This is a genomic window from Kitasatospora sp. NBC_01539, from assembly GCF_045040525.1.
Taxonomy (GTDB): Bacteria; Actinomycetota; Actinomycetes; order Streptomycetales; family Streptomycetaceae; genus Kitasatospora.
Genome location: NZ_CP109390.1, coordinates 3,722,793 through 3,747,006, shown reverse-complemented (window position 1 = coordinate 3,747,006; position 24,214 = coordinate 3,722,793). Strand labels below are relative to the sequence as shown.

Here is a 24,214-nt window from a genome sequence, read left to right as displayed (position 1 = left end):
CCCGACGCTGGTCCGGACCACGCACCCCCCGTCGAAGGGCCCACCCCCGTGTCCCGTCACCGCTCGCTCGCGCTCGCCTCGGCCGTGCTCGTGCTTGCCGCCGTCCCGGTCGCCGCCGTCCCCGCGTCGGCCGCCAGCTACGGCACGCCCACCATCTCCCTCTCGGCCTCCTACCTGTCGGGTGCGGTCGGTGCGACCGGCGACCCGACGGTCACCGTGACCGTCGCGCAGAGCGGTGCGGACGTCTCCGCGCTGACGGTCGCGGCGAGCGCGACGAGCAGGAGCGCGGTCGCCCAGACCGGCGACGTCACCGTCACCGGCACGACCGGGTCCCGCACGCTGAAGGTCGCGGCGCGCGGCGTCGGCTACACCAACCTGACGATCAAGGTCACCGGGCTGGGCGGCAAGACGGCCACCAAGACGCTGTACTACGCGGCCTCCCCCGCCGTGCAGTACTCCGCGGACGCCCGCTACCTGACCGGCTCCAGCGACGCCTCCGCCGCGGTGGACGCGGGCGGCGGCTACATCGTGGTCGCCGACGACGAGTCGAACGTGCTGCGGCTCTACGACCGCAACACCTCGGGTGCGCCGGTGAAGACCTGGGACTTCACGTCCTCGCTGGGCGTCTCCAAGGAGGTCGACATCGAGGGCGCGACCCGGGTCGGCAACACGATCTACTGGACGGGCTCGCTGGGCAACAACAAGGACGGCGAGATCAAGGCCGACCGCAACACCGTCTTCACCACCACCGTCAGCGGCTCCGGCGCCTCCACCCAGCTCACGTACGGCGGCAAGTACAAGAGCCTGCGCGAGGACCTGATCGCCTGGGACAAGGCCAACGGCAACCGGTACGGCTTCGCGGCGGGTGCCGCGTCCGGCGAGGTGCCGAAGCAGATCGACGGCTTCAACGTCGAGGGCCTGGAGTTCGCCCCGGGTTCGACGACCACGGCGTTCGTCGGCTTCCGCGCGCCGCTGGTGCCGCCGGCCAACGGCGGCAAGGCGCTGATCGTGCCGGTCACCAACTTCAACCAGCTGCCCGGCGGTTCGGTGCACGCCACGTTCGGCACGCCGATCACCCTGGACCTCGGCGGCCTGTCGATCCGCGACATCCGCAAGAACGCGGCCGACCAGTACCTGATCGTGGCCGGTTCCTGGGCCGCGGACGACAACTCCGACCCGTACGCGCTCTACCGCTGGACGGGCCTGGCCGCGGACGCCCCGGTGAAGGTGAAGGACCTGCCGACCACGGACGCGGGCGGCTGGGAGGCCGTCGTCGACGTGCCGGACCTCTCCGTCTCCGGCGCCCGGGTGCAGGTCATCACCGACGACGGTTCGGCCGACCTCTACAACGACGGCACCGAGGCCAAGGACCTGACCCACGCGGAGTGGAAGAAGTCCCGCTCCACGTGGTTCACGCTCGGCTGATCCGGCGCTCGCGACCGCGGGCCCGTCCCGGCTCCGGCCGGGGCGGGCCCGTCCGCATGCGGTCCGGAGCCCGCGGGCCGGGCGGTCAGCCGGTGCGCGGTGGCAGCGGCAGCGGGAGGGCGGGCAGCCCGTCGATGCTGGTGGCGACGTGGTCCTTGCCCTCGCAGTAGGCGGAGAACTCCTCGTCGCTCTTGCGGGCGAAGTAGTCCGCGTGCAGGCTGCGTTCGCTGCGGTAGTCCATGAACGGCACGGCGAAGCCGCAGGAGTCGCTGATCCGGTCCGCGTGCACCAGCACGACGGCCCGCAGGGCGGGGCCGTCCGCGGCGGGGTCGAAGTGTCCGATCAGCCCGGCGAACCGCGGGTCGTCGCGGAACACCGCCTCGCCGTGGCCGTGCACCCGTACGACGGTCGGCGGACCGTCGAAGGCGCACCACATGAGGGTGATCCGGCCGTTCTCCCGCAGGTGGGCGATGGTCTCGGCGTGGCTGCCGCCGAAGTCGAGGTAGGCGAGGGTCCGGTCGTCCAGGACGGCGAGCGTGCCCGCCCGGCCCTTGGGGGACAGGTTGACGTGCCCGTCCCCGGCGAGCGGGGCCGTGGCGGTGAAGAAGACCGGCTGGTTCTCGATGAACGTGCGCAGACGTCCGTCGATGCGTTCGTACGTCTTTCCCATGGTGTCGATTGTCGTCGCACCACCCTTCCGGGGGCGAGCCCGACGGCGCATCATCTTGCCATTCGAGACATGATTTCTCGACAAGCGAGACGAGGCGTACGGTCGTCGCACCCCGAGAGGAGCCGTTCATGACGAACCGTCGGACCGCCTACACCCACGGCCACCAGGAGTCCGTACTGCGCTCGCACCGCAGCCGGACGGTGGCCGACTCCGCCGCCTACCTGATCCCCGAACTCCGCCCCGGGCAGCGGCTCCTGGACGTCGGCTGCGGACCCGGCACGATCACCGCGGACCTGGCCGCCCGGCTCGGCCCCGAGGGCCGCGTCACGGCCGTCGACACCTCCGCCGAGGTGCTCGTCGAAGCCGCCGCGCACGCCGCCGGACTCGGCGTGGACACCGTCGTCTTCGAGGTCGCCGACATCCACCGGCTGCCGTACGCCGACGGCGCGTTCGACGTCGTGCACGCCCACCAGGTCCTCCAGCACGTCGCCGACCCCGTGGCGGCGCTGCGCGAGATGCGCCGGGTCGCCGCCCCCGGCGGGGTCGTCGCCGTCCGCGACGCCGACTACGCGGCCATGGCCTGGTACCCGCAGCTGCCGGAACTCGACACCTGGCTGTCGCTCTACCGCCGGATCGCCCGGCTCAACGGCGGCGAGCCCGACGCCGGACGCCGCCTGGCCGCCTGGGCGCGCGCCGCCGGCTTCACCGACCTCACGGCCGGATCGGGCACCTGGACCTTCGCCGACCCGGAGCGCCGCACCTGGTGGGGGGAGACCTGGGCCGAGCGCACCGAGCGGTCGGCCACCGCCGCCACCGCGGTCGCCGAGGGCCTCGCCACCGCCGAGGAGCTGGCCGCCGTCGCCGACGGCTGGCGCCGCTGGGCCGCCGACCCGGACGGCTGGTTCGCGGTGCTCCACGGGGAGCTGCTCGCCCGCCGGTGACGCCCGTCCGGACACCCGGCGGTGGAGCCCGCCGGCGAGGGCTGTCCGGACGGCTGCCCGGCCCCGCGTCGGCGCGGTCGTCTTACCGCGCGTTAACCACCGGCGTACCGTCCGGTAGCAAATCGCGCCTACCGTCGAGCCCACGGGCCCGGTCCGTCCCCCACCGGGCCGGGCCCGTTACGGTGACGCCATGGACGGCTATCGGGTGATGCGCCAGGACGACAACGGCAACCGCTTCCGGGTCGCCGACGGTCTCGGCCGGGCCGAGGCCGACGCGCTCGCCGCCGAGTTCGAGGCCCGCGGGCACAAGCAGTTCTACTGGGTCGAGGCCGGCCGTTCCCGCACCCCGCAGCCGCCCGCCGGGGAACCCCGGTACGTCGTCGGCGGCGCTCTCCTGCACCGCGGCCGGGTGCTCGCCGCGCGCCGCAGCGGGCCGCCCGAGCTGGCCGGCTCGTGGGAGTTCCCCGGCGGCAAGGCCGAGCCCGGCGAGACCCAGGAGCAGGCCCTGGAGCGCGAGCTCGCGGAGGAGCTCGGGGTCCGCGCCCGCGCCCTGCGCCCGCTGCCCGGCAGCTGGGAGGTCCGGCCCGGCCTGGAGCTCCGGATCTGGGCCGCCGAGCTGCTCTCCGGCGAGCCCCGGCCCCTGCAGGACCACTCCGAGCTGCGCTGGCTCGCCGCCCACGAGCTCGACGACCTCCCCTGGCTGCCGCACGACCGCGAGGTGCTCCCGCACGTCGCCGCCCTGCTCGCCGCGGGCTGACGGCCCCTCCGGGCCCTCTCCCGCCCTCTTCCGGCGCGATTGCTCCACGTAGCGCAATCACCGAAGACGGTCCCGCCCCGCCGGGATAGCCGCACATGTGGTGGGGTATGTCACAGTTCGACAGAAATCGTCACGATCGGTGAGGCGCACCGGCGCCCCGCCGGACCACCCGTACCCGGCCCCGGCCGGGCACGCACAGCCCACGAGCCGGAGGCCCCGTCGGTGTCGAGCACGGGAGACGGCGGGGGAGAGCGGCGGACCCGGCGCCTCCCCCGACGCGGAACGCAGCGCGCGGCCGCCCCCGGCGTGCCCGCCCGCCCCTCCCGGCCCGCCGGCAGCGCCTCCGCGCGGGCCCGCCTCCGCCGCGGCCCGGCCCGCCCGCCGGCCGACCAGCCGTCGCGGCGGCCGCAACTCCGCGACACCCCGGCCTCCGGCCGCGGCCGTCCGATCCTGCCGTTCCCCGGCACCCCGACGGCCGGCGCCACGGTCACCGAGCCGGCCCGCGGCAGCCTCTTCGACGTGGTGAAGGTCGCCATCGCGATCCTCGACACCTCCGGCCGCGTGGTGCTGTGGAGCCCCGCCGCGGAGGACATGCTCGGCTGGCCCAGCGAACTGCTCGTCGGCCGCAGCATCGACCAGCTGATCGGCGACGACGAGCTCGTCGGCCAGGCCCGCCAGGCCATCCAGGAGACCCTCCGGCAGGGCAGCTGGCACGGCGTCACCCGACTCACCGACCGGGAGGGCGTGAGCGTGCCGGTGGAGGCCCGCATCTCCCTGCTCGTCGACGGCGACGGCACGCCCTTCCTCCAGGTGGCGCTGGCCGACGCCCGTACCGTCGCCGCGGTCGAGCGCGACCTCGCCGTCCGCGACGCCCTCTTCGAGCAGTCCCCGCTCGGCATCGCCGTCCTCGACACCGAGCTGCGCTACACGGCCGTCAACCGCACCCTCGCCGAGATGAACGGCGTGCCGGTGGAGGAACACGTCGGCCGCACCACCGGTGAGACGCTCCCCGAACGCGCCGCCGACGAGATCACCGCCATCCAGCGCCAGGTGCTCGCCACCGGCGAGTCGGTCATCGACGTCACCCTCGCCGCACCCGTCACCGCCCGGGCCGGCTTCCGCTCCATCTCGTACAGCCGGATGACCGACCGGGCCGGCCGCGTGCTCGGCATCTCCGGCACCGTGATGGACGTCACCGAGCGCTACCGCGCGGTCTCCAAGGTCGAGCACGCCCGCCGCCGGCTCTCCCTGCTGAACGAGTTCGGCTCCCGGATCGGCGACCTCCTCGACGCCTCCCGGATCGCCCAGGAGCTGGCCGGCGCGGTCGTCCCGCGGCTCGCCGACTACTCCGCGGTGATCCTCCTGCAGGCGGTCGCCCACGGCGACGACCTGCCGCGGCACGGCCACGACCGCCGGACCTCGCTGCTCCAGCTCGGCACCGCCTCCGTGCAGGACGGCCCCGAGGTCGAGGTGATGCTGCGCCGCGGCGCCCGCATCACCTTCACCGAGGAGTCCGCGTTCGGCCGGGTGCTGCGCACGGGCATCCCCGAACTCCTCACCGGCAAGGAGGAGTCCGAGGACCTCAGCTACCCGGGCGACCCCAAGACGCTGGCCGCCCAGGAGCTCGGCGTGCACTCCCGGCTGGTCGTGCCGCTGCGCGCCCGCGGCATCGTCATCGGCCTGCTGGTGGTCAGCCGGGCCGGCTACCGGGAGGGCTTCGACCGCGACGACCTGGCCTTCGCCGTCGAGCTCGCCGACCGGGCCGGCAGCTCGCTCGACAACGCCCGCCTCTACTCCCGCGAGCGGGCCGCCGCCCTCACCCTGCAGCGCACGCTGCTGCCGCAGCAGGTGCCGCAGCCGCCCGGCGTCGAGGTCGCCTACCGGTACGTCCCCGGCAGCAGCGGCACCGAGGTCGGCGGCGACTGGTTCGACGTGATCCCGCTGCCGGGCGACCGCACCGCCCTGGTGGTCGGCGACGTGATGGGCCACGGCCTGCGCGCGGCCGCGACGATGGGCCGGCTGCGCACCGCCGTCCGGGTGCTCGCCGCCCTCGACCTGCCGCCGGAGATCCTGCTGCGGCACGTCAACGAGCTGGCGGACGACCTCGCGCAGGGCCCCGACGAGGCGCTCCTCGCCACCTGCGTCTACGCCGTCTTCGACCCCGTCCGCCGGCGGCTGACGGTCACCAAGGCGGGCCACATCCCGCCGGTGCTGATCGTGCCCGAGGACGCCGACGGCCCGGCGCCGTCCTCGGGCGGCCCGCTGCCCGGCGGCACCGGCACGGTGCTGGACCTGCCGTCCGGGGCGCCGCTCGGTGTCGGCGGGGTGCCCTTCGAGTCGGTGCAGATGGACATCCCGGAGGGCGCGCTGCTCGCCCTGTGCACCGACGGCCTGGTGGAGTCCCGCGACAAGGACCTCGACATCGGCCTCGGCCGGCTGGTCGCCGTGCTGGAGCAGCCGTACGCCTCCATCCAGCAGGCCTGCGAGGCCGTGCTCGACACCATGGAGCAGGGCCGCGAGCCCGACGACGTGGCCCTGCTGCTCGCCCGGCTCAGCCACGGCGAGACGAACACCCCGACCGCCGGCTGGACCCTCCCGGCCGAGCCGACCGCCGTCTCCCGGGCCCGCCGCCTGGTGCGCGGCACGCTCGCCGAGTGGGCGATCGAGCACCTCACTGACACTGCCGAACTGCTCGTCAGCGAGCTGGTCACCAACTCCGTCCGGTACGCCAGCGCCCCCATCGGCGTGCGCCTCACCCTCGCCGACACCCTGCTCGTCGAGATCAGCGACCCGCTGCCAGACCCGCCCCGGGAGCGGCACGCCGCCGAGGCCGACGAGGGCGGCCGGGGGCTGGAGCTCGTCCGCCGCCTCGCGCTGCGGTGGGGTGCGCGGGCCGAGGGCATGGGCAAGGTCGTCTGGTTCGAGCTGCCGCTGGACGAGACCGAGGCCGACTGGACGCGCTAGGGCGCGTCCGATGGCCACAGTCCGTCGGGGCCCGGTCACACCGGGGAGCGGCGGCCGGCGCGGAGCGGTTCCTCCCGGCTACCCGGCGTGGCCGCCGCGTCCGCACCGTGGTCGCCCGAAGGGTCGTGCGTGTCCGTCCGTCCGGCCCGCCACCCTCCGGCGGACCTGCCCGGCCCCGCCCGGGCGGTGTCGTGCGGGGTCGCCGCCCGGGGCGGGTGCGCCGGGGGCGCGCGCCGGGTTCCGGGCTGGTGCTGATGACGTGTCATGTGATGAAATGCCCGAATCCGTACGAGGTTTCGAGTCACGTTGAGGCCCGTTCCTGCCATAACCGTGCACGGTGACGCCATCTCCTGCGAGGCTCTTGACCTGGCCCGCCGATCCGTGCAGGCCAGGCCGGTTCGAACAGCAGCCGTCGGGTAAGGACCAGCGGGCGGGACTCCCCCGATTCGATGTTGTGATGCTCGGGGGCATGTGCGCCCGCGCCCGGATGATGAATACTCGGTCTTCTCGACATCCGGATGGGCACTGGTTGGAGGGGTCGGTCGGTTGAACAGCATCCCGGCGCCGCAGGCACCGAGCAGCAGCGGTCATGCCGCCGTGCCCGGCCAGCCCGGCGCACCCGACGGCGAGGACGCCGTCCCGCGCGGCACCGCCGCGGGCTGGGGCCACGGCGGGCCCGGGTCGATCTACGACTACATCCGGGTCGCCACCTTCGCCATCGGCCCCGACGGCCGGATCAGCCAGTGGAGCGCGCGCGCCGCCGAGTTCTTCGGGGTCCGCGCGGCGGACGCCCTCGGCGCCGACCCCATCGCCGCCTTCGTCCCCCGCGACCTGTGGCAGCGCGGCCGCGCCCGCCTCGAACGCGTCCTCGACGGCGAGGAGTGGATCGGCACCGCGCCCTACCGCGACGCCCACGGCCAGGAAGGCCTCGCCGAGCTCTACCTGATGCCCTCCGACGGCCGGCCCGCCCCCGGCGCCACCTGCCTCGCCGTCGACGTCGGCCGCCTGCGCACCATCGAGACCGGCCTCCTCGCGGGCGAGGCCGTCATCGGCCAGGCCCCCACCGGCTTCTTCCTCTTCGACCCCGACCTGCGCCTGCAGCGCGTCAACGAGGCGTTCGCCGCCAGCGTCGGCCGGCCCGCGGGCGAACTCCCCGGTCTGCATCCCTCGGAGCTCTTCCCCGCAAGCGAGGCCGACCGGCTGCTCGTCGCCCTGCGCAAGGTGCTGGCCGGCGGCGACCCCATCCTCGACCTGCGCTTCAGCGGGGGAGCACCGGCCGGCGGCACCCGCGACGGCCGCCGCTGGTCGATCGCGCTCTTCCGTCTCACCAGCCCCTCCGGCACCCCCATGGGCGTGGCCGGACAGGTCCAGGACGTCACCGGCCGGCACGTCGCCGAGCGCGAGGCCGCCGGCGTCCGCCGCAGCCTCGCCCTGCTCAACGAGGCCTCGACCCACATCGGCTCCACCCTCGACCTGGAGACCACCGCCAAGGAACTGCTGGACGTGATCGTCCCGCAGTTCTGCGACGTCGCCACCGTCGACCTCTACACCGCCCTGCTCTCCGGCGACTCCGGCCCGGTGTCCGGCGGCCCCGGCCTGCTCGACGGCTCCGGCGAACTGCGCCGCGTCGCCGTCTCCAGCGTCGTCGGCGGCGCCTCCTCGGTGCTCGGTGCGGACGGCGGCGGCCACCCGGCCGTGCCCGTCGCCGAAGCCGGCGGCACCCTCTGTTACCCGCCCCGCTCCCCGCACGCCCGCGCCCTGCGCACCGGACGCAGCGTCGTGCCGCAGCCCGGCCCCGACCCGCTGCTGCGGTCGACCCTGGTGGTGCCGCTGGTCGCCCGCGACCAGGTGCTCGGCCTCGTCCAGCTGTCCCGCGCGATCGGCTCCGAGCCCTTCGACGCCCGCGACGTGGCCATCGCCGAGGAGCTCGTCTCCCGTGCCGCCGTCTGCGTCGACAACGCCCGCCTCTACCGCCGCGAGCACGAGCGCGCCCTGATCCTCCAGCGCAGCCTGCTGCCCCCGGGCAAGCCGCAGGCCACCGGCCTGGAGATCGCCCGCCGCTACCTGCCGAGCAACAACAACACCGAGGTCGGCGGCGACTGGTTCGACGTCATCCCGCTGCCCGGCAGCCGCACCGCCCTGGTGATCGGCGACGTCATGGGCCGCGGCCTGCGCGCCGCCGTCGCCATGGGCCAGCTCCGCACCGCCGTCCGCACCCTCGCCATGCTCGACCTCGACCCGGCGGAAGTGCTCGGCTGCCTCGACGAGATCGCCCGCGGTCTCGGCGGCGCCGAAGACGCCTACGGCAGCCCGAGCGACGGCATCTCCGAGGTGTACCTGGCCACCTGCGTCTACGCCGTCTACGACGCCGTCACGCAGCGCTGCGTCTTCGCCAGCGCCGGCCACCTGCCGCCGGTGCTGCTCGAACCCGGCGAGCCCGCCCGGATGCTCGACGTGCCGCCCGGCCTGCCGCTCGGCGTCGGAGGCGAGCCCTTCGAGGAGGTCGAGGAGACCCTGCCCGACGGCGCGGTGCTCGGCCTCTACACCGACGGCCTCGTCGAATCCCGCAAGCACCAGCTGGACGAGGGCCTGCGGGCCTTCCGCGCCTCGCTCACCCACGGCTCCCGCGATCTCGAACGGCTCTGCGACGAGGTGCTCGACGAGCTGATCCCGCACCACGGCGAGGACGACATCGCCCTGCTCATGGCCAAGATCGGGGCTCTCCCCGCCGACTCCGTCGGCGACTGGAGGCTCCCCCCGGAGCCGACCTCCGTCGGCCGGGCCCGCGAGAAGGCCTGCGACTGGCTGATCAACCGCGGCCTCGACGAACTCGTCGACACCACCGAGCTGCTGGTCAGCGAGCTGGTGACGAACGCCCTGCGGCACGGCCGCGGCGAGATCAGGGTCCGGCTGCTGCACGACCGGACGGTCGTGTGCGAGGTCTGGGACGACGGCTACGCCCAGCCGCGGCAGCGCCGCGCCCAGGAGACCGACGAGGGTGGCCGCGGCCTCCAGCTCGTCAGCCTCCTCGCGGAGCGCTGGGGCAGTCGGCGCACCCCCAAGGGCAAGATCGTCTGGTTCGAACTGGCGCTCTGACCAGGCGCTACGCCGCCCGGGTGGATCGTGCCGCCCGGGCGCCGTGTCGGACCCCGCCGTGCGCGCGGATGGCCTTCAGTGGGCGGCAGTCCCGGATCCCTCGGGTCGGCCGACACCCCTGACGGAGGAGCGCATGCGCGCCAGCCGAGCCGCCGACCGGACCGCCGCCGCGGCCGCCGTCCTCTGCCTGGCCCTCGCGGCCGCCGGCTGCACGGACGGTTCCCCCGCGGGCCCGGCCGCGTCCGACGTCACCGCGGCGGACCGCGCCCGCACCCGCGACGGCGGCACCGTGCGCTGGGCGGTCGACGACATCCCGGAGACCCTGAACGTCTACCGGCCCGGCGCGGGCGCGGACTCCGAACTCATCGCCCGGGCGCTGCTGCCGGGCCTCTTCCGGATGGACGACCGGGGCCGCACCGCCCCCGACCCGGACTACCTCGCCGGCGCCGAGTCCACCCCGCCCGGCCGGAGCCCGCAGCGCATCACCTACCGCCTCAACCCGGCCGCCGTGTGGAGCGACGGCTCCCCGCTCTCCGCCGCCGACTTCACCGCCCAGTGGAAGGCACTCTCCGGCGCCGACCCGGCCTTCCACAGCGACCGGCCGGCCGGCTACGACGCCATCGCCTCCGTCTCCCCGGGCAGCGGGCCCGGCGAGGTCGAGGTCGTCCTGAAGCACCCGTACGCCGACTGGCGGGCGCTCTTCTCGCCGCTCTACCCGGCCGCCCGGACAGCCACCGCGGAGACCTTCGACGAGCCGCTCGACGGCGACTTCCGGACCTCCGCCGGACCCTTCGTCCTCGACGCCTACGACCGCGAGGGCGGCAGCGCCCGGCTCGTCCGCAACCCCCGCTGGTGGGGCGAGAAGGCCAAGGCCGACGCGGTCGAGTTCGTGGCCGTGCCCGCGGCCGAACGGCTCGACGCACTGGCCCGTGGCGAGCTCGACATCGCGGCCGTCACCGCCTCCGTCGACCGGGCCGTGCCCGGCGGCACCGCCGACGCCGCCCCGCCGGACGCCGCCGCCATGGTCGAGGCCTCCGTGCACGCCCTGCGCCGCGCCGAGACCACCCCCGGGCTCACCCTGCACCGGGCCCCCGCCGCCGCCTTCACCCAGCTGACCCTGAACGCCGCCCGCGGACCGCTCGCCGACCAGGGCGTACGGCAGGCCGTCGCCCGCGCCACCGACCGCCGCCGCACCGCCGAGGCCGCCCTCGTACCGCTCGGGCTCGGTGCCGTACCGCTCGGCAACCACCTCCTGCTGGCCGGGCAGGACGGCTACCGCGACAACAGCGCCGCCCTCGGCACGATCGGCGCCGCGACCCTGCTCGACCGGTCCGGCTGGAAGGCCGCCGACGGCAAGCGCACCAAGGACGGCAAGCCGCTCGCCCTCACCCTGGTCATCCCCGAGGGCTCCACCACCGCCCGCCGCACCGCCGACACCCTCACCACCGACCTCGCCGCCGTCGGCATCGCGCTGACCTCGACGCCCGTCCCCGCGGACACCTTCGTCACCGACCGCCTCGACAAGGGCGACTTCGACCTCGCGCTCTTCTCCTGGCCCGCCACCGGCTACCCCGCCGAGGCCCGCGCGCTGTACGCCAAGCCGCAGCCCGGCCCGGACGGGCAGCCGCTCCCCGGCCGCAACTACGGCCGCACCGGCACCGCCGAGATCGACCGGCTCCTCGACCGGGCCTCCGCCGAGCTCGACCCGGCCGTCCGCACCGGCCTCCTCCAGCAGGCCGACGCCCGGCTCTGGCAGCTCGCCGACGTCGTGCCGCTCTACCGGCGCCCCGAGCTGGTCGCCGTCCGCGACGGCGTCGCCGGGGCCGGGGCGTACGGCTTCACCACCCCGCGCTACCAGGACGTCGGCTTCCGGACGGCCTGAGCCGGACCGCCTGAGCCGGACCGGGTGGGTCAAACCGCTCGAAAGCGTGAACGCGGGCGCATATCGCCCCGCTACGCCGAGTGGTGGGGCCACACTTCCGTCCCATGGGAGCGCCGACGATGACACGCCACTCACTGCCGGACCGGGCCGTCCCGCCGGAGGGCGGCCTCACCTCCTTCGCCCCCGCGGACGTCCTGCTCGCGGTGAAGGTCGTCTCGCCGGATTTCGAGGAGCGGGACCGCAAGCCCGAGCTGTACGCGGAGGGCCGGCATCCCGTACTTCTGGCTGGTCGAGGAGGAGGACGGCCGACCCGTCGTCTTCGCCCACACCCTCGACCCGGTCACCCGCCGGTACGTCGCCGACGGGGTCCACCGCGACCGCCTGAAGGTGTCCGTGCCCTTCGCCGCGGACATCGACCTGACGGAGGTCGACAGTCTCTGACCGGCCCTTTCCTGTGATCTTGCACGCGGTGCCACCCGCCGTTTCGGCCTGAGGGGGCGGTTCCCCGTACCATAGGAGGAGCCGTGGCATGGTGTGCCCGGCGGGTGGACCGGTAGTAGCAGGCGGAACGGGCGGCGGCGATCGACATGGATCGCCCAGTCGGCGTCACGCAGCCGGGCGCCGAAACCCACGAACCGGGAGATTCCGCTCAGCATGCCCACGCGCAACGACATCCGTAACGTCGCCATCGTCGCCCACGTCGACCACGGCAAGACCACGCTGGTCGACGCCATGCTGAAGCAGGCCGGCGCCTTCGCCGCCCACCAGCACCTCGACGACCGCATGATGGACTCGAACGACCTGGAGCGCGAGAAGGGCATCACCATTCTCGCGAAGAACACCTCCGTGAAGTACCACCCCAAGGACGGGGGTGTGCCGATCAACATCAACATCATCGACACCCCCGGCCACGCCGACTTCGGTGGCGAGGTCGAGCGGGGCCTGTCGATGGTGGACGCGGTCGTCCTCCTCGTCGACGCCTCCGAGGGCCCGCTGCCCCAGACCCGTTTCGTGCTCCGCAAGGCGCTGCAGGCCCGGCTGCCCGTCATCCTCTGCATCAACAAGACGGACCGCCCGGACTCCCGGATCGACGAGGTCGTCAACGAGACGTACGACCTCTTCCTCGACCTGGACGCGGACGAGGAGCAGATCGAGTTCCCGATCGTCTACGCCTGTGCCCGTGACGGCATCGCCTCGCTGACCAAGCCGGAGAACGGCACCGTCCCGTCGGACAGCGACAGCCTGGAGCCGTTCTTCTCCACGATCCTGGACCACGTCCCGGCCCCGGTCTACGACGACGCGGCCCCGCTCCAGGCTCACGTCACCAACCTGGACGCCGACAACTTCCTCGGCCGCATCGCGCTGCTCCGCGTCGAGCAGGGCGAGCTGCGCAAGGGCCAGACCGTGGCCTGGATCAAGCGCGACGGCACGATCCAGAACGTCCGCATCAGCGAGCTGCTGATGACCGAGGCGCTCACCCGCAAGCCCGCCGAGAAGGCCGGCCCGGGCGACATCTGCGCCGTCGCCGGCATCCCGGAGATCATGATCGGCGAGACCCTCGCCGACACCGAGAACCCGATCGCGCTCCCGCTGATCACCGTCGACGAGCCGGCCATCTCGATGACCATCGGCACCAACACCTCGCCGATGGTCGGCAAGGGCGGCGGCGGCAAGGGCGCGGACGCGAAGGCCACGGTCAAGGACCGCAAGGTCACCGCCCGCCAGGTGAAGGACCGCCTGGAGCGCGAGCTCATCGGCAACGTCTCGCTCCGCGTGCTGGACACCGAGCGCCCCGACGCGTGGGAGGTGCAGGGCCGTGGCGAGCTGGCGCTGGCCATCCTCATCGAGACCATGCGCCGGGAGGGCTTCGAGCTCACCGTCGGCAAGCCGCAGGTCGTCACCCGCGAGGTCAACGGCAAGACCCACGAGCCGGTCGAGCGCCTGACCATCGACGTGCCCGAGGAGCACATGGGCCCGGTCACGCAGCTCATGGGCATCCGCAAGGGCCGGATGGACAACATGTCCAACCACGGCTCCGGCTGGGTCCGCATGGAGTTCGTCGTGCCGTCGCGCGGCCTCATCGGCTTCCGCACGGAGTTCCTCACCAGCACCCGCGGCACCGGCATCGCGCACTCGATCCACGAGGGCTACGAGCCGTGGTTCGGCACCCTGACCACCCGCAACAACGGTTCGCTGGTCGCCGACCGCTCCGGTGTCGTCACCGCGTTCGCGATGACCAACCTGCAGGAGCGCGGCGTGCTGTTCTGCGACCCGGGCACCGAGGTGTACGAGGGCATGATCGTCGGTGAGAACTCGCGCGCCGACGACATGGACGTGAACATCACCAAGGAGAAGAAGCTCACCAACATGCGCTCCTCCAACGCGGACGTGGCCGAGTCCATCGTGCCGCCGCGCAAGCTCTCGCTGGAGCAGTCGCTGGAGTTCTGCCGCGAGGACGAGTGCATCGAGGTGACCCCGGAGAGCGTGCGCATCCGCAAGGTCGTCCTGGACGCCAAGGACCGCGGCCGTACGGCCTCGCGCGCCAAGAAGAGCTGACGGGAGACCGTCCCCGGGCCGGCCGGTCCCACCCCCCGGGGTGGGACCGGCCGGCTTCTTTGTGACGCTGCGCTGTCGACGCGCGTAGCGCAAGAGCCCGGTCTGTGTTCGATAGTCGGACGTGACCCACCGTCATCCATGGAAACTGTCCGTTTCACCCCGGTTGCGTATGTCCTGAATGTCCGATGTATGAAACTAATTCGTCCTGCATGTGACCAAATTGAGATCCGTAATGGTCCGTTCCGCATCCCTGAGTGACCGATAGTGGGACAAGTCGAGCTCGGGTCACGGGTCACGCGCAGGGGTGCGCGCCGAACCTCGGGCGAGGAAGCACCGCCTGGTCACGGCACCGATGCCGGCCACCTCCCCGCGGTGCTCTCCACGTTGAAACACGGATTCAGGAGGCACACCCATGCGCGGTGCCAGCCAGGCCAAGTGGGTCGTCGCAGCCGTCGCGGTCGCCCTCGCCGCGACCGCCTGCGGCAGCGGCGGAAGCTCTGCCGGCGGTTCGTCCGACGGGGCGGTCAACGCCCAGGGCACGTTCAGCTACCAGAGCGCCGAGCCGCAGAACCCGCTCCAGCCGGCCAACGCCATGGAGAACCAGGGCGGCCGCATCATCAAGCAGCTGTTCAAGGGTCTCGTCGACTACGACCCCGCGACCGGCGACCTCCGCAACCAGGTGGCCGACAAGATCGAGACCACCGACGCGCAGCACTACACCGTCTCGCTGAAGTCCGGCTGGACGTTCCACGACGGCACCCCGGTCACCGCGGCCTCCTTCGTGGACGCCTGGAACTGGTCGGCCAACGTGAAGAGCGGCCAGATCAACTCGGACTGGTTCTCCGACATCGCCGGCTACGCCGCCGTGCACCCGGAGACCGGCGACCCGACCGCGGCCACGATGTCCGGCCTCAAGGTCGTCGACGACACCCACTTCACGATCGAACTGACCGGCCCGGTCTCGTACTTCGAGTACAAGCTCGGCTACACGGCCTTCTCTCCGCTGCCGAAGGTCTTCTACACCGACCCGGCGAAGTACGGTCAGTCGCCGATCGGCAACGGCCCCTACAAGTTCGTGTCGTGGGAGCACAACAAGGCGATCACCGTCGCCGCCTACGACAAGTACGCCGGCGTCGACAAGGCGAAGAACGGCGGCATCGTCTTCAAGAACTACTCCCAGCCCGAGGCGGCCTACAAGGACCTCACCTCGGACACCCTGGACGTCCTCGACCAGGTCGACCCGACCGACCTCGCCTCCTACAAGACGGACCTCGGCGACCGCGCCGTGGACCAGGCCCAGGGCGCGATCCAGGCCATCTCCTTCGCCCTGTACCAGGGTGACTGGAGCGGCGTCGACAAGGCCAAGGTCCGCCAGGGCCTGTCGATGGCGATCGACCGCGACACCATCACCAAGACGGTGCTCAACGGCTCCCGCCAGCCCGCCAACAGCTGGGTCGCCCCCGGCGCGATGGGCTACAAGAACGACACCTGCGGCGAGTTCTGCACCTTCGACCCGGCCAAGGCGAAGCAGCTGATCGCGGCCGGCGGCGGCGTCCCCGGCAACAAGATCACCATCGTCTACAACTCCGACGGCGGCCACAAGGAGTGGGTGGACGCGGTCTGCAACTCCATCCGCCAGTCCACCGGCGTGGAGTGCCTCGGCGACGCCAAGCCGGACTTCAAGACCTCGCGGGACCTCATCAAGAACAAGAAGGTCCAGTCGATGATGCGTACCGGCTGGGTGCAGGACTACCCGCTGAACGCCAACTACCTGCGCGACGTCTACGGCACCGGTGCCGCGGCCAACGACGCCGGCTACTCCAGCGCCGCGTTCGACAAGCTCGCCGCGGAGGCCGACAAGGCCACCACGGTCGAGAAGACCGCCGACCTGTACCAGCAGGCCGAGGCCCAGCTCGCCAAGGACATGCCGGCCATCCCGCTCTGGTACTACAAGACCAACTCGGGCTACTCGAACAACGTCCAGAACGTGAAGTTCGACTCGTTCGGCGACCCGGTCTTCACCCAGGTCGAGGTCAAGCAGAAGTAATCCGCGCCACTTCACGGCCCGGACCGACACGGCCGGTGCCCGTCCCCGCCCCACGAGGGCGGGCAGGCACCGGCCGTCGTCACGCCGAGAACCTCTGACATCGGGACGACAGCCCGTCAGAGCATTGGATGGAGGCATGATGGGGCGCTTTGTCGCGAGGCGACTGCTCCAAATGATCCCGGTCTTCCTCGGGACGATCACCCTGATCTTCCTCATGGTGCACGTCCTGCCGGGCGACCCGGTCGCGGCGATGTGGGGCGACAAGGCCCCGGACCCTGCCCAGCTCGCCGCGTTCAAGCACGAGATGGGCATGGACAAGCCGCTGGTCCAGCAGTACCTGGACTACCTGGGCAACCTGCTCACCGGTGACTTCGGTACCACGATGGACCACCGCAGGGTGATCGACGTGATCTCCGACGCGCTCCCCGTGACCGTCCGCCTCGCCCTGATGGCCTTCGCCATCGAGGTCGTGCTGGGCGTCGGCATCGGCCTCGTGTCCGGCCTGCGCCGCGGAAAGGCACTGGACAAGGGCACCCTCGTGCTCACCCTGCTGCTGATCTCGATCCCGGTGCCCGTGCTCGGCTTCGTCTTCCAGAACGTCTTCGCGACGAACCTCGGCTGGGTGACCCCCACCGTCCAGGACTCGATGAACCTCGGTCAGCTCCTGCTGCCGGCCTTCGTCCTGGGCTCCCTGTCGCTCGCGTACGTGGCGCGGCTCACCCGCACCTCGATCGTCGAGAACGTCAAGTCCGACTACATGCGCACCGCCGTCGCCAAGGGCCTGCCCCGGCGCCGGGTCATCGGCACCCACCTGCTGCGCAACTCGCTGATCCCCGTGGTGACCTTCCTCGGCACCGACCTCGGCGCCCTGATGGGCGGCGCGATCGTCACCGAGGGCATCTTCAACGTCAAGGGCGTCGGCAACGCGCTCTACCACGCGATCAACCTGAAGGAAGGCGCCACCGTCTCCGGCTTCGTCGTCGTGCTGGTGCTCGTCTACCTCGCCGCCAGCCTGATCGTCGACCTGCTCTACGCGGTCCTGGACCCGAGGATCCGGTATGCCTGACCTGATCGAGAAGAAGAACGCGGAGATCCCCGCGCAGCGCACCGGGCAGAGCGCCGAGCCCAAGCCGGAGAAGGCCCGCAGCCTCGGCCTCGACGCCTGGCACGACCTGCGCCGCCGCCCGATCTTCCTGCTCTCCGCGCTGCTGATCGTGCTGTTGGTCGTGATCGCGATCGCGCCCGGCCTGTTCACCTCGGTGGACCCGCGCGCCGGCGACCTGCGCAACCACTACCTGACGCCGCCGAACTACGGCCACCTCTTCCAGGCCGACTGGTTCGGCTACGACGGCCAGGGCCGCTCGATCTACGCCCGGGTGCTGTACGGCGCCCGCGCCTCGGTCGTGGTCGGCATCTGCGTCACCGCGGGTGTGACGGTCCTCGGCGGCCTGACCGGCATGATCGCCGGGTACTTCGGCGGCTGGGTCGACACGGTGGTCTCCCGGGTCACCGACATCTTCTTCGGCATCCCGCTGCTGCTCGGCGCGCTGGTCATCCTCAACGCCTTCACCTCGCGCTCGATCTGGAGCGTGGTCTTCGCCCTGGTCGCCCTCGGCTGGACGCAGATGACCCGCGTGATGCGCGGTTCGGTGATCACCGTCAAGCAGGCCGACTTCGTCACCGCGGCGAAGGCGCTCGGCGCGGGCACCGTGCGGATCCTCTTCAAGCACATCCTGCCGAACGCGATCGCCCCGGTGATCGTCGTCGCCACGATCGCGCTCGGCGGCTACATCGCCACCGAGGCCACGCTGAGCTTCCTCGGCATCGGTCTGCAGGACCCGACGATCTCCTGGGGCATCGACATCAACTCGGCCCAGAAGGTCATCCGCACCGCCCCGTTCGTGCTGTTCTTCCCCGCGGGCATGCTGAGCCTCACCGTGCTGGCGTTCATCATGCTCGGTGACGCGGTGCGCGACGCCCTCGACCCGAAGCTGCGCTGAGAGGCGGAGACACCATGACCACTGCGATCGAGAAGACCGCCACGGCGCCCGCGGGCCGCCTCGTGCCCGGCACGCCGCTGCTCGAAGTCCGTGACCTGCACGTCGAGTTCAAGACCCGCGACGGTGTCGCCAAGGCCGTCAACGGCGTCAACTACTCGGTGGCCGCCGGGGAGACGCTGGCCGTGCTCGGCGAGTCCGGCTCCGGCAAGTCCGTGACCGCCCAGACCATCATGGGCATCCTCGACATGCCGCCCGGCCGCGTCACGGCCGGCCAGATCCTCTACCGCGGCCGCGACATGCTCACCATGTCCGACGAGGAGCGCCGGAAGGTCCGCGGCCGCAAGATCGCGATGATCTTCCAGGACGCGCTGTCCTCGCTCAACCCGGTGCTGAGCGTCGGCTACCAGCTCGGCGAGATGTTCCGCGTGCACGAGGGCGCCTCCCGCAAGGAGGCGAAGGCCAAGGCGATCGAGCTGATGGACCGGGTGCGCATCCCGGCCGCCGCCCAGCGGGTCGGCGACTACCCGCACCAGTTCTCCGGCGGCATGCGCCAGCGCATCATGATCGCGATGGCGCTGGCCCTCCAGCCCGACCTGATCATCGCGGACGAGCCGACCACCGCCCTGGACGTCACCGTCCAGGCGCAGGTGATGGACCTGCTCGCCGAGCTGCAGGCCGAGTACCACATGGGCCTGATCCTCATCACGCACGACCTGGGCGTGGTCGCGGACGTCGCCGACAAGATCGCCGTCATGTACGCGGGCCGGATCGTCGAGACCGCCCCCGTCCACGAGCTGTACGCCAACCCCGCGCACCCCTACACCAAGGGCCTGCTCCGGTCGATCCCCCGGCTGGACCAGAAGGGCGAGGAGCTCTACGCGATCAAGGGTCTGCCGCCGAACCTCTACCGGGTGCCGGCCGGCTGTGCGTTCAACCCGCGCTGCGAGGCGGCCACCGACCTCTGCCGCACCGAGACCCCGGTGCTGCACCAGGTGCTCGACCGCGACGGTGCCGAGCTCGCCGGCCGCCGCAGCGCCTGCCACCTCTGGAAGGAGACCCTCCATGGCTGAGCCGATCCTGGAGGTCCGGAACCTGGTCAAGCACTACCCGCTCAGCCAGGGCGTCCTCTTCAAGAAGCAGACCGGCGCGGTGAAGGCCGTCGACGGCATCTCCTTCGCCCTCCACAAGGGCGAGACGCTCGGCATCGTGGGCGAGTCCGGCTGCGGCAAGTCGACGCTCGCCAAGGTGCTGATGAACCTGGAGCGGGCCACCGCCGGCCAGGTGCTCTACAAGGGCGAGGACATCTCCAAGCTGTCCGGCGCCGCCCTGAAGGCCGTGCGCCGCAACATCCAGATGGTGTTCCAGGACCCGTACACCTCGCTCAACCCGCGGATGACGGTCGGCGACATCATCGGCGAGCCGTACGAGATCCACCCCGAGGTCGCCCCCAAGGGCGACCGGCGCAAGGCCGTCCAGGACCTGCTGGACGTCGTCGGGCTGAACCCGGAGTACATCAACCGGTACCCGCACCAGTTCTCCGGCGGCCAGCGCCAGCGCATCGGCATCGCCCGCGGCCTCGCGCTCAAGCCCGAGATCATCATCTGCGACGAGCCGGTCTCCGCCCTCGACGTCTCCGTCCAGGCACAGGTCATCAACCTGCTGGAGCAGCTGCAGCACGACTTCGAGCTCTCCTACATGTTCATCGCGCACGACCTCTCGATCGTCCGGCACATCTCCGACCGCGTCGGCGTGATGTACCTCGGCACCATGGTCGAGATCGGCTCGGACGAGGAGATCTACGAGCACGCCACGCACCCGTACACCCAGGCGCTGCTCTCCGCCGTACCCGTGCCCGACCCGACCGGCCGGGAGAACCGCGAGCGGATCATCCTCTCCGGCGACATCCCCTCGCCGGCGAACCCGCCCTCCGGCTGCCGCTTCCGCACCCGCTGCTGGAAGGCGGAGGAGCGCTGCTCGACCGAGGTGCCGCTGCTCGCGGTGCCGTCCGTCCCGGACGGCCCGGCCCGGCACGAGTCGGCCTGCCACTTCGCCGCCGTCCGCGAGGTCGCGGCGGTCTGACCGGCACGTCAGCAGGGCCCGGACACCGGCGACGGGTCCGGGCCCTGCGGCGTCCGCGGACGGGATCACTCTCCGTGCACCCATCCGGCGGTACCCCGCGCGCGCCGCCGCGTGACCTTGTTTCTCATGGGGTGTGATGCGACACACGTCCTGAGGAGGAAGCTCCATGTCCGCAAGCGCCACACGAAAGCGCTGGGCCCTGATCGGTGCGACATCCGTGGCCCTCGTGGCCAGCGGATGCGGGAGCAGCGGTGACAGCGGGGGAGGCACCGGGGCCTCCGACTCCGGCAAGACCTTCAGCTACCAGAGCAGCGAGCCGCAGAACCCGCTGCAGCCGGCCAACGCCAACGAGACCGGCGGCGGCCGGATCGTGCAGAACCTCTTCAAGGGCCTGGTCGACTACAACCCCGAGAACGGCGAGCTCCGCAACCAGGCCGCCGAGAGCATCGAGACCTCGGACGCCCAGACCTTCAACGTCACGCTCAAGACGGGCTGGACCTTCCACGACGGGTCGCCGGTCAACGCGAAGAGCTTCGTCGACGCCTGGAACTGGGCGGCCACCACCGCCAACAACCAGATCAACAGCTCCTGGTTCGGTGACATCGAGGGCTACAAGGACGTCCACCCGGAGAGCGGCAACCCGACCAAGACGACGATGTCGGGCCTGACCGTCACGGACGACACCCACTTCACGATCAAGCTGTACACCAAGGTCTCGTACTTCACGTACAAGCTCGGCTACGTCGCCTTCTCCCCGCTGCCGCAGGCCTTCTTCAACGACCCGGCGGGCTACGGCCAGAAGCCGATCGGCAACGGCCCCTACCAGTTCGTGAGTTGGGACCACAACTCGCAGGTGGTCACCAAGGCCTTCGCCAACTACCAGGGCGTCGACAAGCCGAAGAACGGCGGTGTCGTCTTCAAGATGTACACCACCGCCGAGGCCGCCTACGCGGACCTCCAGTCCGGCAACCTCGACGTGATGGACCAGGTGCCGCCCTCGGCGCTGGCCACCTACAAGACCGACCTCGGCGACCGGGCGGTCGACTCCCCGCAGGGCGCGATCCAGAACATCGGCTTCACCCTCTACCAGCCCGAGTGGGCCGGCGCGAACACGGCCAAGGTCCGCCAGGGCCTGTCGATGGCGATCGACCGCGACACCATCACCAAGACCGTGCTCCAGGGTTCCCGTGCGCCCGCCTCCGCGTGGACCGCCGAGGGCGTCCAGGGCTACAAGGCCGGCACCTGCGGTGACTTCTGCACCTACGACCCGGCCAAGGCGAAGCAGCTCATCCAGGAGGGCGGCGGCGTCCCCGGGAACAGTCTGAAGATCACGTACAACGCGGACGGCGGCCACAAGGAGTGGGTCGACGCGGTCTGCAACTCGATCCGCCAGGCGACCGGCGTCAACTGCGTCGGCGACCCGAAGACCGACTTCAAGACCGCCCGCGCGGCGATCACCGGGCACCAGATCAACGGTGCCTTCCGCACCGGCTGGGTGCAGGACTACCCGCTGAACGCCAACTTCCTCGCGGACGTCTACCGCACCGGCGCGGCCTCGAACGACTTCGGCTACTCGAGCCCGGAGTTCGACAAGCTCTCCACCGAGGCGGACCAGGCCGACAGCATCGACGCCACCGCGACCGGCTACCAGAAGGCCGAGGCCGTGCTGGCGCAGGACTTCCCGGCGATCCCGCTCTGGTACTACCGCACCAACTCGGGCTTCTCCACCAACGTGCAGAACGTCGTGTTCGACTCGTTCGGCAACCCCAACTGGACCGGGGTCGAGGTCAAGAGCTGACCACCCCGCCGGCCGGCCCCGTCCTCCCCGCACGGAGGGCGGGGCCCCGGCACTAGCCGCCTCAGCGGAAGGAGGCACCCATGGGCAGCTACGTCCTACGGCGGGTGCTGCAGATGATCCCGGTGTTCATCGGCACCACGCTCCTGATCTTCCTCATGGTCTACACCCTGCCCGGCGACCCGATCGCCGCGATGTACGGCGACAAGGCCGCGGACCCGGCGCAGGTCGCCAACCTGCGGCACCAGTTCTACCTCGACCAGCCGCTCTGGAAGCAGTACCTGCACTACATGAACAACGTGCTCCACCTGGACTTCGGCACCAGCTTCACCGGCCGGCCGGTCTCCGAGATCATGGCCGACGCCTTCCCGGTGACCATCCGGCTGGCGCTGGTCGCGTTCTTCTTCGAGATCTTCGTCGGCCTCCCGCTCGGGCTCGTCTCCGGCCTGAAGCGCGGCCACCTGGTGGACACCATGGTGCTGGTCATCACCCTGCTGGTGATCTCCATCCCGGTGTTCGTGCTCGGCTACATCGCCCAGACCGTCTTCGCGACGAATCTGGGGTGGGTCACACCCACGGTCCAGGACTCCGAGGACATCACCCAGCTGATCCTGCCGGGCATCGTGCTGGCCTCCCTGTCCCTCGCGTACGTCGCCCGGCTCACCCGCACCTCGATCGGCGAGAACCTCCGCGCCGACTACATGCGCACCGCCGTCGCCAAGGGCCTGCCGAAGCGCACGGTGATCACCCGCCACCTGCTGCGCAACTCCCTGATCCCGGTGGTGACCTTCCTCGGCACCGACCTCGGCGCCCTGATGGGCGGCGCGATCGTCACCGAGGGCATCTTCAACGTCAAGGGCGTCGGCAACATCCTCTACCGCGCCGTCAGCCAGAAGGAGGGCCCGACGGTGGTGGGCATCGTCACCGTGCTGGTCATCGTCTACCTGGTCGCCAGCCTGGTCGTCGACCTGCTCTACGCCGTCCTGGACCCGAGGATCCGCTATGCCTGACGTGCCCGACCCCCACGAGCAGCTGCCGCCCAACCCGTCGTTCAGCGACCACCTCGAATACGCCGGCAGCCAGGGACTGTCCGTGGAGCACGAGACGATGGTCGAGCCCGACCCGGTCAAGCGGGAGGAGGCGCGCAGCCTCTGGGGCGACGCCTGGCGCGACCTGCGGCGGCGGCCGATCTTCATCGTCTCGTCGCTGCTGCTCGTCCTGCTGCTGCTGATGGCGATCGTCCCGCAGCTCTTCACCGACACCAACCCGCGCGCGGCCGACCTCGTCAACGACTTCCTGAAGCCGCCGGACTGGACGGACTTCTTCGGCGCCGGCTGGTTCGGCTACGACGGTCAGGGCCGCTCCATCTACGCCCGGGTCATCTACGGGGCCCGCGCCTCGATCACCGTCGGCATCTGCGTCACCCTGGCCGTCACGCTCCTCGGGGGCCTCACCGGTATGGTCGCCGGCTACTTCGGCGGCGTGGTCGACACCGTCGTCTCCCGGATCACCGACGTGTTCTTCGGCATCCCGCTCCTGCTCGGCGCCCTGGTGCTGCTGAACGCCTTCACCACCCGCAACGTCTGGACGGTGGTGATCGCGCTCGCCGTCCTCGGCTGGACCCAGATCGCCCGCGTCATGCGCGGCGCCGTGCTGACGGTCAAGCAGGCCGACTACGTGGTCGCCGGCCGGGCCCTGGGCGCCGGCACCGGACGCCTGATGTTCCGGCACATCCTGCCGAACGCCCTCGCGCCGGTGATCGTGGTCGCCACGATCGCGCTCGGCGGCTACATCGCCGCCGAGGCGACGCTCAGCTTCCTCGGCATCGGCCTGCAGGATCCGACGATCTCCTGGGGCGTCGACATCTCGTCGGCCCAGAAGGTGATCCGCACCGCCCCGTACGCCCTGTTCTTCCCGGCCGCGGCGCTCTCCGTCACCGTGCTGGCCTTCATCATGATGGGCGACGCGGTGCGCGACGCCCTCGACCCGAAGCTGCGCTGAG

16 protein-coding genes and 1 pseudogene are annotated in these 24,214 nt (G+C 71.7%); 16 read left to right on the top strand and 1 reads right to left on the bottom strand.

The genetic code is table 11. The features are described from left to right. Positions 1-48: 48 nt before the first annotated feature. Positions 49-1,425 carry a DUF3616 domain-containing protein gene (locus OG335_RS15895; RefSeq protein ID WP_405011768.1) on the top strand — a complete coding sequence of 459 codons (1,377 nt, stop codon included), beginning with the start codon at positions 49-51 and terminating at the stop codon, positions 1,423-1,425. Between the two features lie 85 nt (positions 1,426-1,510). Here OG335_RS15895 and OG335_RS15890 read toward each other — a convergent pair whose 3' ends face one another. Next, positions 1,511-2,095 carry a pyridoxamine 5'-phosphate oxidase family protein gene (locus OG335_RS15890; RefSeq protein WP_405011767.1) on the bottom strand — a complete coding sequence of 195 codons (585 nt, stop codon included), beginning with the start codon at positions 2,093-2,095 and terminating at the stop codon, positions 1,511-1,513. 128 nt (positions 2,096-2,223) lie between these two features. Here OG335_RS15890 and OG335_RS15885 point away from each other — a divergent pair, with 128 nt between their 5' ends. From OG335_RS15885 to OG335_RS15815, 15 genes and pseudogenes are all read left to right on the top strand, one after another. Further along, positions 2,224-3,036, top strand: coding sequence for a class I SAM-dependent methyltransferase (locus OG335_RS15885; RefSeq protein ID WP_405011766.1), 813 nt, complete (start codon positions 2,224-2,226; stop codon positions 3,034-3,036). A 190-nt stretch (positions 3,037-3,226) separates the two neighbouring features. Continuing rightward, the gene (locus tag OG335_RS15880; protein ID WP_405011765.1) at positions 3,227-3,793 is read left to right on the top strand and encodes a (deoxy)nucleoside triphosphate pyrophosphohydrolase; all 567 of its coding nucleotides are present in this window, start codon (positions 3,227-3,229) and stop codon (positions 3,791-3,793) included. Between the two features lie 222 nt (positions 3,794-4,015). After that, on the top strand, positions 4,016-6,757 hold the full coding sequence (locus tag OG335_RS15875) for a SpoIIE family protein phosphatase (protein ID WP_405011764.1): 2,742 nt from the start codon (positions 4,016-4,018) through the stop codon (positions 6,755-6,757). A gap of 546 nt (positions 6,758-7,303) precedes the next feature. After that, positions 7,304-9,853, top strand: coding sequence for a SpoIIE family protein phosphatase (locus OG335_RS15870; RefSeq protein WP_405011763.1), 2,550 nt, complete (start codon positions 7,304-7,306; stop codon positions 9,851-9,853). Positions 9,854-9,986: 133 nt separating this feature from the next. Next, on the top strand, positions 9,987-11,735 hold the full coding sequence (locus tag OG335_RS15865) for an ABC transporter family substrate-binding protein (RefSeq protein ID WP_405011762.1): 1,749 nt from the start codon (positions 9,987-9,989) through the stop codon (positions 11,733-11,735). Between the two features lie 170 nt (positions 11,736-11,905). Beyond that, positions 11,906-12,176: pseudogene (locus OG335_RS15860) on the top strand (Uma2 family endonuclease); the annotation flags it as partial. Positions 12,177-12,389: 213 nt separating this feature from the next. Further along, positions 12,390-14,291 (top strand): translational GTPase TypA, encoded by a 1,902-nt coding sequence (typA, locus tag OG335_RS15855; protein ID WP_405011761.1) that lies wholly within the window; start codon positions 12,390-12,392, stop codon positions 14,289-14,291. Positions 14,292-14,703: 412 nt separating this feature from the next. After that, a complete protein-coding gene (locus OG335_RS15850; protein ID WP_405011760.1) occupies positions 14,704-16,338 on the top strand; it encodes an ABC transporter substrate-binding protein in 1,635 nt (544 codons plus the stop codon). Between the two features lie 139 nt (positions 16,339-16,477). Beyond that, a complete protein-coding gene (locus OG335_RS15845) occupies positions 16,478-17,404 on the top strand; it encodes an ABC transporter permease (RefSeq protein ID WP_405011759.1) in 927 nt (308 codons plus the stop codon). Further along, positions 17,397-18,338: an ABC transporter permease gene (locus OG335_RS15840; protein ID WP_405011758.1), complete on the top strand. Its 942-nt coding sequence runs from the start codon at positions 17,397-17,399 to the stop codon at positions 18,336-18,338. The genes OG335_RS15845 and OG335_RS15840 overlap by 8 nt, the downstream gene beginning before the upstream one ends. Before the next feature lie 14 nt (positions 18,339-18,352). Next, complete coding sequence (locus OG335_RS15835) at positions 18,353-19,408, top strand: ABC transporter ATP-binding protein (protein ID WP_405011757.1); 1,056 nt, start codon at positions 18,353-18,355, stop codon at positions 19,406-19,408. Continuing rightward, positions 19,401-20,417, top strand: a complete 1,017-nt coding sequence (locus OG335_RS15830) for an ABC transporter ATP-binding protein (protein WP_405011756.1) — start codon at positions 19,401-19,403, stop codon at positions 20,415-20,417. Before OG335_RS15835 ends, OG335_RS15830 begins: the two co-directional genes overlap by 8 nt. A gap of 166 nt (positions 20,418-20,583) precedes the next feature. Further along, on the top strand, positions 20,584-22,215 hold the full coding sequence (locus OG335_RS15825) for an ABC transporter substrate-binding protein (RefSeq protein WP_405011755.1): 1,632 nt from the start codon (positions 20,584-20,586) through the stop codon (positions 22,213-22,215). 80 nt (positions 22,216-22,295) lie between these two features. After that, positions 22,296-23,222 (top strand): ABC transporter permease, encoded by a 927-nt coding sequence (locus OG335_RS15820; protein WP_405011754.1) that lies wholly within the window; start codon positions 22,296-22,298, stop codon positions 23,220-23,222. Beyond that, positions 23,215-24,213, top strand: a complete 999-nt coding sequence (locus OG335_RS15815) for an ABC transporter permease (protein WP_405011753.1) — start codon at positions 23,215-23,217, stop codon at positions 24,211-24,213. The genes OG335_RS15820 and OG335_RS15815 overlap by 8 nt, the downstream gene beginning before the upstream one ends. Position 24,214 lies beyond the last annotated feature (1 nt).

What these genes read in the sequence shown, in the direction of transcription:
- OG335_RS15890 (WP_405011767.1), bottom strand. Translation starts at nt 2,095, where the DNA reads ATGGGAAAGACGTACGAACGCATCGACGGACGTCTGCGCACGTTCATC.
- OG335_RS15885 (WP_405011766.1), top strand. Translation starts at nt 2,224, where the DNA reads ATGACGAACCGTCGGACCGCCTACACCCACGGCCACCAGGAGTCCGTA.
- OG335_RS15880 (WP_405011765.1), top strand. Translation starts at nt 3,227, where the DNA reads ATGGACGGCTATCGGGTGATGCGCCAGGACGACAACGGCAACCGCTTC.
- OG335_RS15865 (WP_405011762.1), top strand. Translation starts at nt 9,987, where the DNA reads ATGCGCGCCAGCCGAGCCGCCGACCGGACCGCCGCCGCGGCCGCCGTC.
- typA (WP_405011761.1), top strand. Translation starts at nt 12,390, where the DNA reads ATGCCCACGCGCAACGACATCCGTAACGTCGCCATCGTCGCCCACGTC.
- OG335_RS15850 (WP_405011760.1), top strand. Translation starts at nt 14,704, where the DNA reads ATGCGCGGTGCCAGCCAGGCCAAGTGGGTCGTCGCAGCCGTCGCGGTC.
- OG335_RS15845 (WP_405011759.1), top strand. Translation starts at nt 16,478, where the DNA reads ATGGGGCGCTTTGTCGCGAGGCGACTGCTCCAAATGATCCCGGTCTTC.
- OG335_RS15840 (WP_405011758.1), top strand. Translation starts at nt 17,397, where the DNA reads ATGCCTGACCTGATCGAGAAGAAGAACGCGGAGATCCCCGCGCAGCGC.
- OG335_RS15835 (WP_405011757.1), top strand. Translation starts at nt 18,353, where the DNA reads ATGACCACTGCGATCGAGAAGACCGCCACGGCGCCCGCGGGCCGCCTC.
- OG335_RS15830 (WP_405011756.1), top strand. Translation starts at nt 19,401, where the DNA reads ATGGCTGAGCCGATCCTGGAGGTCCGGAACCTGGTCAAGCACTACCCG.
- OG335_RS15825 (WP_405011755.1), top strand. Translation starts at nt 20,584, where the DNA reads ATGTCCGCAAGCGCCACACGAAAGCGCTGGGCCCTGATCGGTGCGACA.
- OG335_RS15820 (WP_405011754.1), top strand. Translation starts at nt 22,296, where the DNA reads ATGGGCAGCTACGTCCTACGGCGGGTGCTGCAGATGATCCCGGTGTTC.
- OG335_RS15815 (WP_405011753.1), top strand. Translation starts at nt 23,215, where the DNA reads ATGCCTGACGTGCCCGACCCCCACGAGCAGCTGCCGCCCAACCCGTCG.